General features: G+C 50.9%; 13 protein-coding genes. 8 read left to right on the top strand and 5 right to left on the bottom strand.

What is annotated here, in order from left to right; genetic code table 11:
- Nucleotides 1–4: 4 nt before the first annotated feature.
- Nucleotides 5–1,405, bottom strand: coding sequence for a penicillin-binding transpeptidase domain-containing protein (locus tag DHU66_RS01700; protein WP_108774162.1), 1,401 nt, complete (start codon nucleotides 1,403–1,405; stop codon nucleotides 5–7).
- Nucleotides 1,389–2,801 (bottom strand): FtsW/RodA/SpoVE family cell cycle protein, encoded by a 1,413-nt coding sequence (locus tag DHU66_RS01695; protein WP_108774161.1) that lies wholly within the window; start codon nucleotides 2,799–2,801, stop codon nucleotides 1,389–1,391. The genes DHU66_RS01700 and DHU66_RS01695 overlap by 17 nt, the downstream gene beginning before the upstream one ends.
- Before the next feature lie 109 nt (nucleotides 2,802–2,910).
- Between DHU66_RS01695 and DHU66_RS01690 the strand changes: the two genes are divergently transcribed.
- The 6 genes from DHU66_RS01690 to DHU66_RS01665 all read left to right on the top strand — a co-directional run bounded on the left by DHU66_RS01690 (nucleotide 2,911) and on the right by DHU66_RS01665 (nucleotide 8,445).
- The gene (locus tag DHU66_RS01690) at nucleotides 2,911–3,921 is read left to right on the top strand and encodes an aldose epimerase family protein (RefSeq protein ID WP_167836205.1); all 1,011 of its coding nucleotides are present in this window, start codon (nucleotides 2,911–2,913) and stop codon (nucleotides 3,919–3,921) included.
- Nucleotides 3,918–4,232, top strand: coding sequence for a hypothetical protein (locus DHU66_RS01685; protein ID WP_108774159.1), 315 nt, complete (start codon nucleotides 3,918–3,920; stop codon nucleotides 4,230–4,232). The genes DHU66_RS01690 and DHU66_RS01685 overlap by 4 nt, the downstream gene beginning before the upstream one ends.
- On the top strand, nucleotides 4,229–4,948 hold the full coding sequence (locus DHU66_RS01680; protein WP_108774158.1) for an HAD family hydrolase: 720 nt from the start codon (nucleotides 4,229–4,231) through the stop codon (nucleotides 4,946–4,948). Before DHU66_RS01685 ends, DHU66_RS01680 begins: the two co-directional genes overlap by 4 nt.
- Nucleotides 4,949–5,017: 69 nt before the next feature.
- Nucleotides 5,018–6,523: a sucrose-6-phosphate hydrolase gene (locus tag DHU66_RS01675; RefSeq protein WP_167836204.1), complete on the top strand. Its 1,506-nt coding sequence runs from the start codon at nucleotides 5,018–5,020 to the stop codon at nucleotides 6,521–6,523.
- Nucleotides 6,507–8,060 carry an alpha-amylase family glycosyl hydrolase gene (locus DHU66_RS01670; protein WP_108774156.1) on the top strand — a complete coding sequence of 518 codons (1,554 nt, stop codon included), beginning with the start codon at nucleotides 6,507–6,509 and terminating at the stop codon, nucleotides 8,058–8,060. Before DHU66_RS01675 ends, DHU66_RS01670 begins: the two co-directional genes overlap by 17 nt.
- 148 nt (nucleotides 8,061–8,208) lie before the next feature.
- Nucleotides 8,209–8,445: a hypothetical protein gene (locus tag DHU66_RS01665; RefSeq protein ID WP_108774155.1), complete on the top strand. Its 237-nt coding sequence runs from the start codon at nucleotides 8,209–8,211 to the stop codon at nucleotides 8,443–8,445.
- Nucleotides 8,446–8,461: 16 nt separating this feature from the next.
- Here the strand turns inward: DHU66_RS01665 and DHU66_RS01660 are convergent, their stop codons facing one another.
- The 3 genes from DHU66_RS01660 to DHU66_RS01650 are packed head-to-tail and all read right to left on the bottom strand — an operon-like array spanning nucleotide 8,462 to nucleotide 13,610.
- Nucleotides 8,462–9,358 carry a LysR family transcriptional regulator gene (locus DHU66_RS01660; protein WP_108774154.1) on the bottom strand — a complete coding sequence of 299 codons (897 nt, stop codon included), beginning with the start codon at nucleotides 9,356–9,358 and terminating at the stop codon, nucleotides 8,462–8,464.
- Nucleotides 9,359–9,417: 59 nt separating this feature from the next.
- Complete coding sequence (locus tag DHU66_RS12500) at nucleotides 9,418–10,674, bottom strand: 2-hydroxyacyl-CoA dehydratase (RefSeq protein WP_108774153.1); 1,257 nt, start codon at nucleotides 10,672–10,674, stop codon at nucleotides 9,418–9,420.
- Between the two features lie 2 nt (nucleotides 10,675–10,676).
- Entirely contained in the window at nucleotides 10,677–13,610 is a 2,934-nt protein-coding gene (locus DHU66_RS01650) for an acyl-CoA dehydratase activase-related protein (protein ID WP_108774152.1), read from the bottom strand.
- Nucleotides 13,611–13,831: 221 nt separating this feature from the next.
- Between DHU66_RS01650 and DHU66_RS01645 the strand changes: the two genes are divergently transcribed.
- Complete coding sequence (locus DHU66_RS01645) at nucleotides 13,832–15,736, top strand: flavocytochrome c (RefSeq protein WP_108774151.1); 1,905 nt, start codon at nucleotides 13,832–13,834, stop codon at nucleotides 15,734–15,736.
- Between the two features lie 104 nt (nucleotides 15,737–15,840).
- On the top strand, nucleotides 15,841–16,560 hold the full coding sequence (locus tag DHU66_RS01640) for a TVP38/TMEM64 family protein (RefSeq protein ID WP_167836203.1): 720 nt from the start codon (nucleotides 15,841–15,843) through the stop codon (nucleotides 16,558–16,560).
- Nucleotides 16,561–16,609: the final 49 nt, after the last annotated feature.

Genomic DNA, 16,609 nt, shown 5'->3' with positions numbered 1-16,609 from the left:
TTTTTTACATGTTGGTATTGAGGTAATTGACCAGGGCCAGCGCCTGGGGATACAGCTGGACAGAGGATGCCATCGAATTAAACGATACGCAGAAGGAATAGTTGTCAGTAAAGCCGATCATGTAGCAGTGTACACGGTCATTGGGGCATTCTGCCGTACCGGTCTTGGCATAGACCATGCCATACCTGCTCTCCGAAAAGCCGTAGGACAGGGCTGCTTCATGCATGGCTTCCTTCAGTCTTGCGTCTACCGTTTCATCAATGGCCGCAGAAAGCTTTTTCTGCCTGGCCTGATAGGAAGTAAACAGGGAACCGTCAATCTTCTGGACGATGTAGGGTGACATCATGACGCCGTCATTGGCCACTGCCTGCGCGATCAGAGCCAGATGGACAGGCGTGATTTCGGTATTGCCCTGGCCAAAGGCGGTCTGGGCAATGGTTGCCGGCTTGTCATCTTCAATATCAAGCTGCGAATGAAGCGTGCACAGGAATGGGATCTCAATATCCTTGCCGATCATGAAGTTTTCTGCCATGGTGCGCAGATTGTCAGCACCGGTCTGAATGCCAAGGTTGGCAAAGTAACAGTTGACGGAATTGGCAAAGGCTGTATCCAGATCAATATCGCCATAGACCTCATTGTTGTAATTGGTGATCGTCCAGTCATCACCTTCCGGCGTATATGTGCCGGTGTCGGTATACTGGAAGAAATCATCGGATAGGCCTTCATCTTCCTGTTTCTTCAATGCCGCTGCCGTTGTGACAACCTTGAAGGTGGATCCCGGGGGATCGGTCTCATAGGTGCCGCGGCGGTACTGGCCATCCTGGGTGGTATTGGCCAGGAAGCTGTCGGGATCATTGACGTCATAATCAATCGTTGACTGGGAAGCCAGGGCCAGAATGGCACCGGTCCTGTTATCGATGACAGTGATGGAACCTTCCTGTCCATCCAGCAATTGATAGGCATAGTCCTGCAGACCGGTATCGGTTGTCAGGGTAACCGTTTCACCTTTATCGTTGCTGTCAAGATGATACAGCAGGGCATCCTTGAGACTGCCCCGCAGGCCATAGGAATTTTCCTGCGAACTGTTGACAGTATAGTAGCCAAGCAGCCATGCATAGGAATAATTTTCCGGATCTGATGCCGTGCCGCCTTCACCAGCTTCGGCATTGCCGAAGATCAGACTGCCGTTGCGGTCAAGAATATCGCCCTCCTTGACATAGCTGCTGATTTCCTGATATGTAATCTGATTTTTAGTGGCCTTGTACGTGTCATTGACATAGGGCATCACGACATATTTGCCGCCAAATACCGCACATAGCAAAAGCGGTGTGACAACACACAGCACCTGGGCACTCTGGATGCGCCGGCGGGCATTGCTGCGATGGTTTTCATGCGTCTGTTTCATCTTCGGATTCCTCCTCTTGCTCAGACAAGTGCAGAAGGGTACCTGTAAAGCAGAATACAATCGTCTGATAGGTAAAGCCGCGGGATAAGAACGGGATCGGCAGACCGGTGAACGGGATGATGTTGCACGAGCCAAGAATCACAATCAGTCCCTGCATCACCAGCATGAAGGCAGCGCCAAAGGCAACCACCGCATCCTGGCGGTGATGTTTCAGCAGACGATTGGCAGCGGCACAGCCGCGGCTGCCGATCCGGCACAGCATGAAGATGCAGTACAAAGCAAGCACCCAGCCAAACTCGGCAACCATTGCCACAAAGGCCATATCACTTTCTGCCACCGGAATGGCATTGAAGTTGACCGTGTTGCCAAACAGACCGCCCATCCACAGTGCTTTCTTGCCCTGCAGCAGCTGATAGCCGGCACCATAGGGATCATAATAGATGTTGGCTGTGACTGAGAAGCGCTCATAGACTTTTTTGCATAACGGATACAGCAGGGTGAAGGGTGCTTTCAGCGTTCCGGCCTGATAGCTTGGATCAAGCAGCTTATACAGGCCGAACAGGGCTGCTGCACTTCCAAAGAACAGGACAAACATGATGATCAGATACATCCGCTTGCGGTGGGAATGCTTCATGAAGATGAAGATCAGTCCAAGGTGCAGAAAGAACAGGATGAAGAAGGAGCCAAGTTCACGGATGAGGATCGAACCGCCCAGGTTAATGAGAAAGAAGATGGTGGACAGCAGCAGTACTTTATCTTCTTCAAAGCGCAGCTGGGAAGAGAATAAAGAGGCATAGAACAGCAGGGCACTGACTTTGGTGAAGTCAGTCATCTGGATCGTGAAGCCGGCAATGGAAATCCATGCATTGGTGCCATAGCCATTGGGGTCATAGCCTCTGACTGCCAGAAAGAGATAGATGGCAGCGGAGACGGCCATCATGACATAGACGGTTCCCTGCTTGTTCAGCAGTTTGCGGAAATAGCTGTAAAAGATCAGGAAGATCACCGCAATGACAAGTGAGATCAGATATTTAATGACACTAAAGGTGCCAATCGGGTTATACACCTGATCAATGGTCAGCTGCAGGCCGATGCCGGCCGCTGCGAGTTTTGCCACGGCCCCAAACAGTTTCATGTCGGCATTTTTCTGGTAGGCATAATTGCCGGCCAGGCCGGTGATGACAAGCATCGGTGCCAGAATATACAGATAGTTCATACCGGCTTTGGCAGACTTGAGCCACACAAAGGCCCCCATCAGCACTTCAAACAGAATGGCATACAGGATATGGCGGTCACTGCGGTCTACCCTGACTTCTTCCTGCTCATCTGTATCTGTTGCGGGCTGGCTTTCTGTTTCCTGCCGGTCATCGTTTTCTTCATCAATCCAGATTTTCATGCATTTATCCTTGATAACAATGTAATAGAATACGGTTTTTCACATGGGAATACAAGTCTGGCTCACGATTCTTAAGGGCTCTGCGGTACAATGGAGACGGAGGAACCGTATGAAACAATCATCATTTGGAATCGATACAAAAGGGCGTGAAACAACACTGTATACACTGGAAAATGAGAAAGTTTCCATCAGTGTCTGTGACTATGGCGCCACCCTGGTGCGCTTTATTGACAAAAAGAGCGGAAAGGATATCGTCAAGGGGTTTGATGATATTCATGGCTATCAGAGTCAGACATCGTATATCGGTGCCAGCATCGGCCGCACTGCCAACCGCATTGGCAAGGGCCAGTTCTCTTTAAACGGAAAAACATACCAGCTGCCGATCAATAATAATGGCAACTGCAACCATGGCGGCATCGAGGGGTTTGACAAGAAGCTCTGGCAGGTCAAAGAAGCAGGGGATGATCACATTGTGTTTTGCTATCTCAGCAAAGATGGTGAAGAAGGCTATCCGGGAAATCTGGATGTGCGTGTGACATACACACTGCTGGACCGCGGTGTTTCCATCACGGCAGAAGGAACGGCTGATCAGGATACCCTGTTTGCCTTTACCAATCATTCCTACTTCAATCTGGAACAGAGTGAGGATATCCGCCATCATCTTCTGCAGGTCAATGCGGATGGCTATGTGCCGGATGATGAAAACGGCATGGGCATGGATGAGGTGCGGCCTGTGGCAGGCACACCGTTTGATTTCCGTACGATGAAGGAAATCGGCAAGGATCTGGATCAGGATGATCCCCAGCTGCATGTGGCAAGAGGCTATGATCACTTCTATCCAGTACAGGGTGAAAGCCTGCGCACGGTGGCAAAGCTGCAGGGCGGCGGCCTGCTGTTAACAGCGCAAACAAACCAGCCTGGCGTGCATATCTATTCGGCTAACTGGCTGGAAGGAGAAACGGGCAAATATGGCATCGTGCATAAGCCGCAGAGTGCTGTCTGTCTGGAATGTGCATGGCATCCAAATGCCATCAATTACCCGGATGTCTGCGCCAAGCCGATTGTAAAAGCAGGGCAGACAAGCGTGCAGATCATTCAGTATACAGTGGAGGACGCATGAAGAAGGACGAAAGATGCCGGCTTCTGTATGAAGCAGGTGCCATCGTTCTGCTGTTTTTCGGGGCATGGGTGATTGCCTATACGTGGCTGCCATCCGCTCTGCGCTGGCCGCTGGGCATCATCTGTATTGTGCTTGAGATTGTGCTGCAGGCAGCGCTGCGGATTCTGGATAAAGAAGGCGAATGGTCTTCGATTGTCAATGTGCGCAAACGCTCATCCTTTCTGAATATCCTTTCTTTGATCAGTTTCCGGATCATGCCCATCGTGGTCATTGTGATTCTGATCCTGATGGATCTGGGAGGTATGCTATGAGTGCACAGGCAGCAGTTTTTGATATGGATGGCACACTGCTCAATACCGTGGCGGATATGGGCGGTGCTTTGAATTACGCCATGGGTGCATGCGGGCACCGCCATGACTTTACACCGGATCAGATCCGCAGCTTCTTTGGCTCGGGCGGACAGGTGGCCATCTGCCGTGCTCTGGCTGTTGAAAAGGGATATGGTTTGGATCAGCTGGAACAGGTAGGCACAGACCATGATGCCATCTCGCCGCATCTGGATCTGGCCCTGGCGAAAAAGATTGTCGGCGTGTGGGAGCCGTACTACTTTGCCCACAATGCTGAGCAGACTTCTCCATATCCCGGCATTGTTGAGATGCTGAAAAGGCTCAGAGAAAACCGGGTGTTTACGGCGGTGGTATCCAATAAGCCGGATCCGTCTGTACAGGTACTGGCAGAAAAGTACTTTCCAGGCTGCTTTGACTATGTGGTCGGCAACAGTGCAAAGATGCGCCGCAAGCCGGCGCCGGACATGGTTGTTTCCGCATTGCAGGCAGGACGTATTTCCCCGGCCAATGCGGCCTATATCGGTGATTCTGAGATCGATATTCTAACGGGCAGAAATGCCGGTACAGCCAGTATTGCCGTGGCATGGGGATTCCGCAGTGAAGCGTTTCTGCGTGCCCATCAGCCGGATCTGATTGTGCATGATGCCGCAGAGCTGTGCAAAGCCCTGCTGGAAATGTGACAATAGTCTGTACAGTCATAGTAAAATATGCAGGAAGAGATACAAAGAAATACAAATGGAGGCAAAGCGATGAAAGTTTGGTCAAGAGAAGAACGCAGCCGTACGCTGACAGCGAAGGATTATGATGAACTGGCGCATGCCCATGAGCAGATTTCTCATTCGATCTGGCGTACCCAGTACCATGTGCAGCCGGTGACAGGCCTGCTGAATGATCCCAATGGTTTCTGCTGGTACAAGGGCAAATGGCATCTGTTTTACCAGTGGTTCCCGTTTGGACCTGTGCATGGCCAGAAGCACTGGTACCATGTGCAGTCGGATGACCTTGTCCATTTTGAAAATGTCGGTCTGGGCATGAAGCCGGATACCTGGTATGACAACCATGGCTGCTATTCCGGCAGTGCACTGGTGGAAGATGATCTTGTCTATTTTGTCTACACGGGCAATAACCGGGATGAAAACTATATCCGCCATCCGTATCAGCTGCTGGCTGGCATGAATCAGGACAACCGGATTCTGAAGTATGAGGAGCCGCTGATCCAGGAAGACAAGGAGTATACGGAGCACCAGCGCGATCCGAAGATCTTCCGGCGTCACGAAGATGAAATGTATTATATCCTGATGGGTGCGCAGAATCTGAAGAAGCAGGGAAAGTTCCTGATGTACCGTTCGAATCAGATTCATACCGGCTGGCAGAAACTCGGTGAGCTGAAAGTGCGCGGCATGGATGACTTTGGCTACATGATCGAGTGCCCGGATATTGAAAAGATCGGTGACAAGTATGTACTGATCTTCTCGCCGCAGGGTCTGCCTGCTCACAAAGACAAGTTCCAAAATAAGTTCAACAATGTCTGCCTGGTTGGTGATCTGGATCTGTATCACATGGAGTTTATTCCGGATGGTGATCTGCAGATGCTGGATGCCGGCTTTGAGTTCTATGCGGCGCAGTGTGCAAACCAGTCTCTGTACAAGGATGCAGCGATTCTGGAAGGCTGGTTTGGGTGTTCTGACTATACCTATCCGGCAACGGATGAAGAGGGCTGGGATGGCCTGATCAGTCTGCCCCGTCAATTGACAATTGAAAATGGCAAACTGATGCAGAGACCTGTCAAGGATGCGGACAGTCTGAAGAAGGATCTGATCTTTGAAGTGCGCAATGGTTCCATTGTCAAAGATCAGATGCATGCCGAAATGCCGCGTGCCTGCATCATGGAAGTTAACAATGCCGGGGATAAATCGCTGACCCTGAATCTGTTTACCTGGGGCAGGGAAAGAGGCTTTGAGATTGCCTATGACGCTGACAAGAAGAAGTTAACAATTGATCGCTCTGCGATGGCGAATCAGTTCAATACAGAGTTTGGCACGTCCCGCTCTATACATCTGGACAAAGGCTTGTCAAAGATGCAGATCTTTGTGGATCATTCCGCCATTGAAATCTTTGTCAATGATGGTGAAGCGGTGATGTCTTCCCGGATCTTCCCGGAGAAGAGTGAAAATATGATCCGGATGGCTGGCAGTGATATTGATATCAAGGTGTGGCTTGCAGGAAGGAGTGTGCAGGATGAATTCAAGCTGTAAGGAGAATGACTGGCTGCAGAATGCCGTCTTCTATGAGATTTATCCACAGTCTTTCCGCGATGCAAATGGTGATGGAATCGGTGATTTCCAGGGCATCATTGAAAAGCTGGACGAGGTCCATGACACTGGCTTTAATGCCATCTGGATCAATCCCTGCTATGATTCGCCGTTTGTGGATGCCGGCTACGATGTCAGAAACTACTACAAGACAGCTGCCCGCTATGGTACCAATGCAGACCTGGTGAAGCTGTTTGAAAAGGCCCATTCTCTGGGCATGCATGTCCTGCTGGACCTGGTGCCGGGGCATACAAGTGTTGAATGTGACTGGTTCAAACAGTCCAGTCTGCCTGTGCGCAATGCGTATACGGACCGCTATATCTGGACAGATATGGTATGGAATGCACCGCAGAATGTCGGCTCGATCACAGGCTGGCTGCGGGGCGGCTTTGACCGTGACGGAGCCTGTGCCACCAATTTCTTCACTGCCCAGCCGGCTTTGAACTATGGCTTCTACCATAAAGATGAGGGCTGTGACTGGGAACAGGGCGTCAACGATGAAGGTCCGCAGTCGACCAGAAAAGAGATCGAAAAGATCATTGCCTTCTGGTGCGGTCTTGGCTGTGACGGCTTCCGTGTTGATATGGCTGGCTCTCTGGTCAAGAATGATCCGGAAAGAAAGGGAACCATTGCACTTTGGAATGAGATCTTCTCTCATGTCAGAAAGCAGTTCCCGGATGCCCGCTTTGTCTCTGAATGGGGACAGCCGGAGCAGGCATTGCAGGCCGGCTTTGATATGGATTTTCTGCTGCACTTTGGCCCCAGCCATTATCTGGATCTGTTCAGGACAAAGACGCCATTCTTTGCCAGAGAAGGCAAGGGCTCTTTGAAGGAATTCTTCCGTCTGTACATGGCTAACCGTGATTTGACAAAAGGAAAAGGTCTCATCTGCATCCCAAGCGGCAACCATGATATGGACCGTCTTGCCACAATGCTGGATACAGCTGCCCAGAAGCTTGCCTTCCTGTTCCTGTATACGATGCCGGGTGTTCCGTTTACGTATTATGGCGATGAGATCGGCATGCGGAAGCTGAATCTGCCAAGCCATGAAGGCGGCTATTTCCGCACGGGATCCCGCACGCCGATGCAGTGGAATGCCGGCACGAATGCTGGTTTCTCAGCGGGTGATCCTGCTTCTCTGTATCTGCCGATTGATGAAGAAAAGTATCAGGAGATCAATCTGGAAACGGAAAAGAAAGATCCTGCTTCTTTGTACAGTGAAGTGAAGCGTCTGCTTGCCTTCCGCAAAGAACATTCCTGCTTCCTGGCTTCCAGCGGCTTCACGCTGGTCAGTGATGATTATCCGCTGATCTATGAACGTCATGATGACAAAGAGAAGCTGACTATTGTGATCAATCCATCCCGCGAATCCTTTGGGACAAAGCTGCAGCAGAAAGATGTCATCTACAGTACCTTTGATCAGGAAATCAAAGATGGCGTTCTGCCGGGACAGAGCGGCTTCATCCTGCAGTCAAAGTAATGAAGAAAGATCTGTTTTGACAGCAGATCTTTTTTTCCTCTTGCAAAGAGGATGAAGTTGATCTATGATACTGACACATCACGAAAAGCACAGGCGATTATGGAACAGCTTTTTATCATGGCTGTTTCAGAAAGGTAGGTGCTTTTTTATGATGAAGACGATTGTTGTGACAAGTGTAAAGAAAAATGCTGGCTGTACAGAGGTTGTCTGGCAGCTCAATGGAAGTGAGCAGGTTTCTCACTTCTACCGGCATGGGGATGGCTCCATTGGGTTTGACCCTTACTTTGTGCGCCATTCCCTGACGGTGCAGGCAGTGGTCTTTGCACTGGCAAATGATTCATCCTTTCCCAGAAAGGGAAAGAAAACGGCTGTGCTCTCGGCATGAGGCACCGCCGTTTTTTTCAGATTGCCGGAATGGCTTTGGCACGTTCTTTTGCCTTGGCCATCAGATCATCCAGATAGGTATTGTCTTTGTGGTTCTTCCTGCAGGCAAGCACAACCGGAATGGAACCTTCCGGCTGTAATGGCACTGCCGCCAGCCCCTGTGCCTTGGCAACGTTCAGGGTTGAGATCGGCAGCAATGCAACCCCATGTGTACGCCTGACGGTATCGAGAATCTTATCAATGTCGGCGGTATGCACATTTTCTGTAGAGATGTGGCTTGCGATCAGCAGCTGTCTGCAGAAAGAATAGGAACCGCTGTGGGGATTGCTGAGATAGAAAGATTCATTCTTCAATTCACGCAGGGTAATGCTTTTGCGCTTTGCGGCAGGGTGGCTGCTGCAGACAATCGCTGCTACCTCGTCGGCGGCCAGCTGCACAATTTCATAATCATTTCCCAATACCTGGCTGCGGCGGGCAACAATGGCATCAAAATAGCCGCTGTTCAGTCCTTTCAGCAGGGTGGGTACTTCGCCTTCCTCCAGATGGAGCTCACATTCAGGATGCTCATCTTCAAAGTTGCGGAAGAAGCTATTCAGGCGGTACTGGCGCAGGATGGGCAGATGGCCGACATACAGGGTGCGGCGCTCTCCAGTTTTATACGGATCCATGGCTCTGACCATGGCATGATAGCGGCGCACAAAGTCAATTGCCATCGGCAGCAGTGCTTCTCCTGCTTTGGTCAGACGGCCGGAGGCCATGCCCTGGCGGTCAAACAGCACGCAGCCAAGCTCTTTTTCAAGATGCAGGATTTCTTCGGCAGCTGATGTGCTGTAGCGGTGCACACTGCCATCCGGCGTGACATAGATTTCGCTTTCTGCCGCATTGATAAAAGCTTCCAGTTCCTGAATTGTCATAATAATATCTTCCTCTGGCTTTAGTATAGCATGCCATAAGAAAAAGGACCGTGAGGTCCTTATGCATTCTGTTTGGCCAGATTCTCTTTGGCCACTGCAAGCATCAGCTTGATGCGGTTTTCCTGATTGACCTTGGTGGCACTGGGGTCATAGTCAATCGCACTGATATTTGCCTGCGGGTATTTGGCACGGATCGTATTGATCACGCCTTTGCCCATGATGTGGTTGGGCAGACAGCCAAAGGGCTGGGCACAGATGATGTTGGGATAGCCGCCCTTGATCAAAGATACCATTTCACCGGACAGCAGCCAGCCTTCACCCATCTTGGCACCAAGATGAATAATGCCTTGGGTACCCTTGATCAAATCATAGAAGCTTTCTTCGCCATAGAAGCCGCATGCCTGCATTTCTTTTGACATCGAAACACCAATGCCATCCAGCACTTTCAAGGCAGCTTTCCAGCCAAGCTCAGTGATCTTATTGCCGCCATAGAGCTGAATATCCATCTGGAAGTTTTTCACACAGTAGTTGACATATCCCATCAGTCCCGGCATGTTTACTTCACAATCCTGCTCTTCCAGGAACTTTTTAAGTTCATTATTGCCCATCGGTGAAAACTTGACATAGATTTCGCCAACCACGCCGACCTTGACTTTCTGGATGCGGGTGATCGGTACTTTGGCCGCATCGCGGGCAATCTCTTTGAAGCAGTGCTTCATCGCCGGAATCGTATAGTTCTTGTTCGCATGCATCCAGCCTGAGATTGTATGGATCCATTTATCACTCCAGGCATCGGCTGCCCCGGGTTCATTTTCATAGGGACGGATCTGATTGCGCAGGGCATCGATCATATCGCCATACTCCGCGGCAGCCAGTACCTTCTCACCCATCTTCAGGGTAAATGGCATCTGGGATCCTTTTTCAAGACCAGTCGGATTGATCGAGGCGACCGGAATATAGCCATAGCCTGCTTTGACAAGGGCTTTGCGCAGCAGCTTGATATAGTTGGACGCACGGCAGCCGCCGCCGGACTGTGAGATCAGCAGGGCAGTGTGGTGCAGATCATACTCACCGCTGTTGAGCGCATCCAGGAACTGGCCGATGACCAGCAGGGCAGGATAGCACGTATCGTTATGCACATAGCGAAGGCCAAGCTGGGATACATTTGATCCACGGTTTTTCAATACTTCCACGTGGCATCCTTCACTGTCCAGGGCTGCCTGAATCAAAGCAAATTGAATCGGTGCCATGTTGGGGATCAGGATCGTGTAATCCTTCAGCATATCCTTGGTGAAATTCGGTGTGAGATACTGCATAGTCACTCCTTTTCTTCTTTTTCCTTCTGCTCGTCCAGGGCCGCAAACAAAGAGCGGATCCGAATATTGACGGCACCAAGATTGGTGATTTCATCAATCTTGAGCTGGGTGTACAGCTTGCCGCCTTCCTGCAGAATTTCCTTGGTTTCATCGGTTGTGATGGCATCCAGGCCGCAGCCAAACGATACCAGCTGCACAAGATCCATATCTTTCTGGGTTGTGCAGTATCTGGCCGCCGCATACAGACGGCTGTGATAGGTCCACTGGTTCAATACGGCCGTAGGGAACTTATGCACGATCCAGGAAACACTGTCTTCGGTGATGACGGCAGCGCCCTGGCGCACAATGAGCTTGTCAATGCCATGGTTGACTTCCGGATCCACATGATAGGGACGGCCGGCCAGGACGATGATACGTTTGCCCTGTTTTCTGGCTTCTTCCACAATCCACTTGCCATGGCTGCGGATATCCTGCATGTGCTTTGCATATTCTGCATAGCCGGCGTCGGCCGCCTGCTCCACAAGCTTCTTTGGAATACCATGAAAATAGCGGGCCAGATACTTCGGGGCATCATGCTTGAAGCGCGCTGGATTGTCAAGATTCAGATAATCGTAGATAAACAGCTTGTCATGCAGTTCTGGCACATTGTTGGCCAGCACTTCCGGATAATAGGCAACCATCGGGCAGTTGTAGTGATTGTCGCCAAGACCTTCATCCATGTTGTAGCTCATGCATGGATAGAAGATGGCATCCACATCCGGATCCTTTGCCAGTTCCATGATGTGGCCATGGGACAGCTTGGCCGGATAGCAGGCGGTATCACTTGGAAAGGTACCCTGACCTTCCTGATACAGCTTACGGCTGGAAACAGGGGATACCTTGACACGGAAGCCAAGGGTTGTCCAGAAGGCATGCCAGAATGGCAGCAGCTCATACATGTTCAGACATAACGGAATGCCGATCGTGCCTCTATTGCCATTGCCAGGATTTTTTGCATAGGCAAGCAGAGCATTGAGCTTATAGGCATACAGGTTCAGAGTATCATCTGATGCCTTGCCGGTGACCGGCTTCTCGCAGCGGTTGCCGGAGATCAGCCGCTTGCCATCAGAGAATGTATTGATGGTCAGCTGACAGTGATTGCCGCATCCCTGACACTGTACGGAAGTAACTTTCTGACTGAAATCTGCCAGTTCCTTCTGATTCAGGATGGCAGAATGGGCATCCTTTTTACTCTTTCGCAAGCCATACAAAGCAGCACCATAGGCACCCATCAGACCGGCAATGTCAGGGCGGATGACTTCTACGCCCATCTCTTTTTCAAAGGCACGCAGCACGGCTTCATTGTAGAAGGTGCCGCCCTGTACAACGATGCGGCGGCCAAGCTGATCAGGACTGGAAGCACGGATGACCTTGTACAGGGCATTCTTGACAACCGAGATGGAAAGACCGGCAGAGATGCAGTCAAGGGTGGCACCATCTTTCTGGGCCTGCTTGACAGAAGAATTCATAAACACGGTGCACCGGGAGCCAAGATCCACCGGATGCCTGGCAAACAGGCCCTGCATGGCAAATTCTTCCACGGTAAAGTTGAGCGCTTTGGCAAAAGTCTGCAGGAAACTGCCGCAGCCGGAAGAGCAGGCTTCATTCAGGAAGATGTCACTGATCGCACCATCCTCAATCTTGAAGCACTTCATATCCTGACCGCCGATATCAATGATGAAGTCGACATCCGGCATGAAATGCTTGGCAGCCGTGAAATGAGCCACGGTTTCTACCAGGCCATAGTCACAATGGAAAGCCTGTTTCATCAGCTGTTCGCCATAGCCGGTTGCCGTAGCGGACTGGATATACAGGTTCGGGTGCTTTTCATAGAGCTCCTGCAGGGTCTCTTTGACCATCGGGATCGGGTTGCCGTTGTTGGGCTGATAGCGGGTGAACAGCAGCTCACCTTTAGTATTGATCACGGCAATCTTGATCGTCGTGGAACCGGCATCAATGCCGATATGCACCGGTCCGCATGTTTCATCAAAGGGAACACGGGGGACAGCTGCCTTTGCATGGCGGTTATGGAAGTCCCAGTATTCTTCCCGGCTTTCAAACAGGGGAGGCAGCGAGGCATACTTTGCCTTGCCGCTGTATTCGGAAAGATTCCGGATGACATTGCGTACATCCAGTTCTTCATCCGCATAATACGCAGCACCCAGGGCGACATACAGCAGGGAGTTCTTTGGGCATGTGCCTTTGACGTGCAGTGTTTTGTCAAAACTGTCCCGCAGACATCTGGAGAAGGTCAGCGGGCCGCCCAGGTACAGGATGTTACCCTGGATGGGGCGTCCCTGGGACAGGCCGGCAATCGTCTGGTTGACAACAGCCTGATAGATGGAAGCAGCGATATCACCTGTTTTGGCACCCTGATTGATCAGCGGCTGTACATCGGACTTGGCAAAGACACCGCAGCGGCTGGCAATGGTATAGGTGCGCTCTGCCTTGCAGGCTGCTTCATCCATCTGGGACGCATCCATCTTCAGCAGGGTCGCCATCTGGTCGATGAAAGCACCCGTACCGCCGGCACAGGATCCGTTCATCCGCACTTCTGTGCCGTTGGTCAGAAACAGAATCTTGGCATCTTCACCGCCGAGCTCAATGATGCAGTCAGTGCCGGGGTTGAGCCGGTTGGCTGCCACGCGCTCTGCGAACACTTCCTGTACAAAGGGTACCTGGCACGCATCGGCCAGGCCCATGCCCGCCGAGCCGGAAATGGCCAGAATGGCTTTGCCATCCGGCAGGTATTTATTCACAATATCAGTGAGCATTTCCTCACCCTTTTCCAGGATGTGGCTGTAATGGCGCTGATAATCTGAGGCAACGATTTGATTCTGATCATCCAGAACCACGCATTTGATGGTTGTCGAACCAATATCCAGACCAACTCTCATGCAGATCCTCCTAAACATATGCAAGCAAAAACAACCTTATTTTAGTAATAAAAGGCAAACAGTCAATTTATGCGCCTGCAACAATGAACAAAGAAGGCATATTGTATGCTAGCCAAGAAAGAACAAAGCAGACAGGCTGCCATCGAAAATATTGGTATTTTGCACAAGCCATGCTATTCTATTTACGCGTGTGGAAATTCACACTAAATGGGAGGAAGAGTATGGATCAGAAACATGGTTTCAGACTTGGAACCGTCGGCCTTTTTGCCGCGGCTCTGGTTCTGGGCGCAATTCCTGGCTGTGCCAAGAGCAAGGGTGTTTCCGGTGATTTTACAGGAACAGCCAAAGGCAACGGCGGCACAGTTACAGTAACAGTGACGCTGAAAGATTCTGTGATTACAGATGTCAAGGCAGATGGACCGGATGAGACACAGGGGATTGGCTCTAAGGCCATTGACAAGCTGCCTGGTGAGATGGTATCTGGCAATACACTGAATGTGGATGCAGTCTCTGGTGCTACCATTACATCTAATGCCATCAAGGAAGCAGCTGCGGCAGCTTTGAAGTCTGCCGGCCTGAATCCGGATGACTATCAGAGTGTGGCAAGTGCTGCTGCAGCTGAGGATGTGACGGAAGACGCTGATGTGGTTGTTGTCGGTGCCGGCGGTGCTGGTATGACAGCTGCAATCGTTGCGGCCAATGAGGGTAAGTCTGTTGTCATTCTGGAAAGCCAGGATGCCGCAGGCGGAAACTCCGTACGTTCTACTGGTGGCATGAACGCTGCCAAGACATCCTATCAGGATGAAAATCAGTTCAATGAGGCTGCTGGTGTTCAGAAGACTCTGGATACAGCTGCCAGCAAGTACGCTGACAACCAGGCTATTACAGACCTGGCCAAGACGGTACAGGAACAGTGGGATGCCTATCAGGCAAATCCGACTGGCTACTTCGATTCTGTAGAGCTGTTTGAGCTGGATACACTGATCGGCGGCAAGGGCATCAATGATCCTGCCCTGGTCAAGACACTGTGCGAGAATTCTGCAGATTCCATCGAGTGGCTGTCTTCGATCGGTGCTGATCTGAAGAATGTCGGCCAGTTCGGCGGTGCTTCTGTCAAGCGTATTCACCGTCCGGTCAACGCCGAAGGCAAGACAACAGCAGTTGGTGCGTATGTTGTGCCGATTCTGGAGAAGAATGTCGAAGATCTCGGCGTCAAGGTTTACTACGATACAACTGCCAATAAGATCCTGATGAAGGATGGCAAGGCTGCTGGCGTTGAGGCTGAAGGCAAGTCCGGCAACAAGGTGACTGTCAATGCCAAGGCTGTTGTTCTGGCTACCGGCGGTTTCGGTGCGAACAACGACATGGTTGCTGAACAGAATCCGGATCTCAAGGGCTACATCACAACCAATGCACCTGGTGCACAGGGACAGGGCATTACCATGGCTACGGCTGAAGGCATTGATGCTGCTACAGTTGATATGAAGCAGATTCAGCTGCATCCGACTGTTCACGTTGATGATTCCGGCAATGCACATCTGATTACGGAAGGTCTGCGTGGCGACGGTGCGATCCTGGTCAATGCAGAAGGCAAGCGTTTCACAGATGAAGTTGGTACACGTGATGTTGTCTCTGCTGCTGAGAATTCTCAGACCGGCGGTACAGCATGGCTGATCATTGACCAGAACATGGTCGATGCTTCTGCTGTCATTCAGGGCTACATTGATTCCGGCTACACAGTACAGGGTGATACGTATGAAGACCTGGCCAAGGCTATGGGTGTTGATGAGTCCACATTTGCTGAGACCATGAATACATGGAATACAGATGTTGAAAACAAGAGCGATCCTGATTTCAACCGTACAACCTTTGCCAACAAGCTGGATAAGGCTCCGTACTATGCCATCAAGGTTCAGCCGGGCGTTCATCACACCATGGGCGGTCTGAAGATCGATACTTCTGCTGAGGTCATCAATACTTCCGACGAAGTGATCCCGGGTCTGTTCGCTGCAGGTGAAGTTACCGGCGGTGTGCATGGTGCCAACCGTCTGGGCGGCAATGCTGTTGCTGACTTCGTTGTCTTCGGCAGAATTGCTGGTCAGAGTGCTGCTGACTACGCTAAGTAATGCACGTGAAAAGCTGTCTGGAGAAATCCGGACAGTTTTTTTGTATTTGTGAAGCAGACAATCTGTGATATCATACATGAGACTTTCAGGAAGAGATGGGGAAGATGAACAAGAAAAAGCTCTCAAAAATATGGCCGGTGATTGCCATCATCGGTGTGATGGTCCTGACCATCTGGCTGATCTATCATTTTTTTGGTGACTTTTTTGCAACACTGTTCACGATCCTGCGCAATGGCGATCAGGCAGAACTGACAGCCTATCTGAATTCCCAGAATGAAGCTTCCGGCTTACTTTCCATCTTCCTGTTAACAATCCTGCAGGTTGTTTCCATCTTCTTCCCCGGCATGGTCATTCATATCGTTGCCGGTGTGATTTATGGCTGGTGGAAGGCATTCCTTGCCTGTTATGCCGGCTTTGTCGCAGGCAACGTCCTGGTCTTCATCTTTGCCCGCAAGTTCGGATCTGCTCTGCAGTCTGCTTTCAATGTTGAAAAAAGAGCAGGCTGGATCACCAGCAAGATCAACAGTACCAAGCCTGCCTTCATCTTTGCTTTGGCATGCATGATTCCTGGCATTCCCAATGGCTTCATCCCGTACTTTGCGGCAAGAACCGACATCCGTGCCGGTCAGTATGCCATGGCTGTGGCAGTCTCCAGCTGGATCCAGATCCTGTGCAACTGCTTTGCCGGACATTTCCTGATCCGCGGTGAATATTTCTACATGGTTATGGCCATCATCCTGCAGATTGTGATCATCCTGATTGCGATCTGGAAACGTGACTGGTTTCTTGGCAAAGGCAGACGCAATCCCCAGAAGGCATCCTGATGATGCCTTTTCTTATGCCTGTATACGCTTTCTGGGCTACAATACAGGC

The sequence above is a fragment of the Lactimicrobium massiliense genome (assembly GCF_900343155.1).
Classification (GTDB): Bacteria; Bacillota_I; Bacilli_A; order Erysipelotrichales; family Erysipelotrichaceae; genus Bulleidia; species Bulleidia massiliensis.
This window is presented reverse-complemented; position numbering and strand designations above follow the sequence as displayed.

Excerpts from the sequence above, each read along its gene's own strand:
- DHU66_RS01700 (WP_108774162.1), bottom strand. The coding sequence starts at position 1,405 with ATGAAACAGACGCATGAAAACCATCGCAGCAATGCCCGCCGGCGCATC.
- DHU66_RS01695 (WP_108774161.1), bottom strand. The coding sequence starts at position 2,801 with ATGAAAATCTGGATTGATGAAGAAAACGATGACCGGCAGGAAACAGAA.
- DHU66_RS01690 (WP_167836205.1), top strand. The coding sequence starts at position 2,911 with ATGAAACAATCATCATTTGGAATCGATACAAAAGGGCGTGAAACAACA.
- DHU66_RS01685 (WP_108774159.1), top strand. The coding sequence starts at position 3,918 with ATGAAGAAGGACGAAAGATGCCGGCTTCTGTATGAAGCAGGTGCCATC.
- DHU66_RS01680 (WP_108774158.1), top strand. The coding sequence starts at position 4,229 with ATGAGTGCACAGGCAGCAGTTTTTGATATGGATGGCACACTGCTCAAT.
- DHU66_RS01675 (WP_167836204.1), top strand. The coding sequence starts at position 5,018 with ATGAAAGTTTGGTCAAGAGAAGAACGCAGCCGTACGCTGACAGCGAAG.
- DHU66_RS01670 (WP_108774156.1), top strand. The coding sequence starts at position 6,507 with ATGAATTCAAGCTGTAAGGAGAATGACTGGCTGCAGAATGCCGTCTTC.
- DHU66_RS01665 (WP_108774155.1), top strand. The coding sequence starts at position 8,209 with ATGATGAAGACGATTGTTGTGACAAGTGTAAAGAAAAATGCTGGCTGT.
- DHU66_RS01660 (WP_108774154.1), bottom strand. The coding sequence starts at position 9,358 with ATGACAATTCAGGAACTGGAAGCTTTTATCAATGCGGCAGAAAGCGAA.
- DHU66_RS12500 (WP_108774153.1), bottom strand. The coding sequence starts at position 10,674 with ATGCAGTATCTCACACCGAATTTCACCAAGGATATGCTGAAGGATTAC.
- DHU66_RS01650 (WP_108774152.1), bottom strand. The coding sequence starts at position 13,610 with ATGAGAGTTGGTCTGGATATTGGTTCGACAACCATCAAATGCGTGGTT.
- DHU66_RS01645 (WP_108774151.1), top strand. The coding sequence starts at position 13,832 with ATGGATCAGAAACATGGTTTCAGACTTGGAACCGTCGGCCTTTTTGCC.
- DHU66_RS01640 (WP_167836203.1), top strand. The coding sequence starts at position 15,841 with ATGAACAAGAAAAAGCTCTCAAAAATATGGCCGGTGATTGCCATCATC.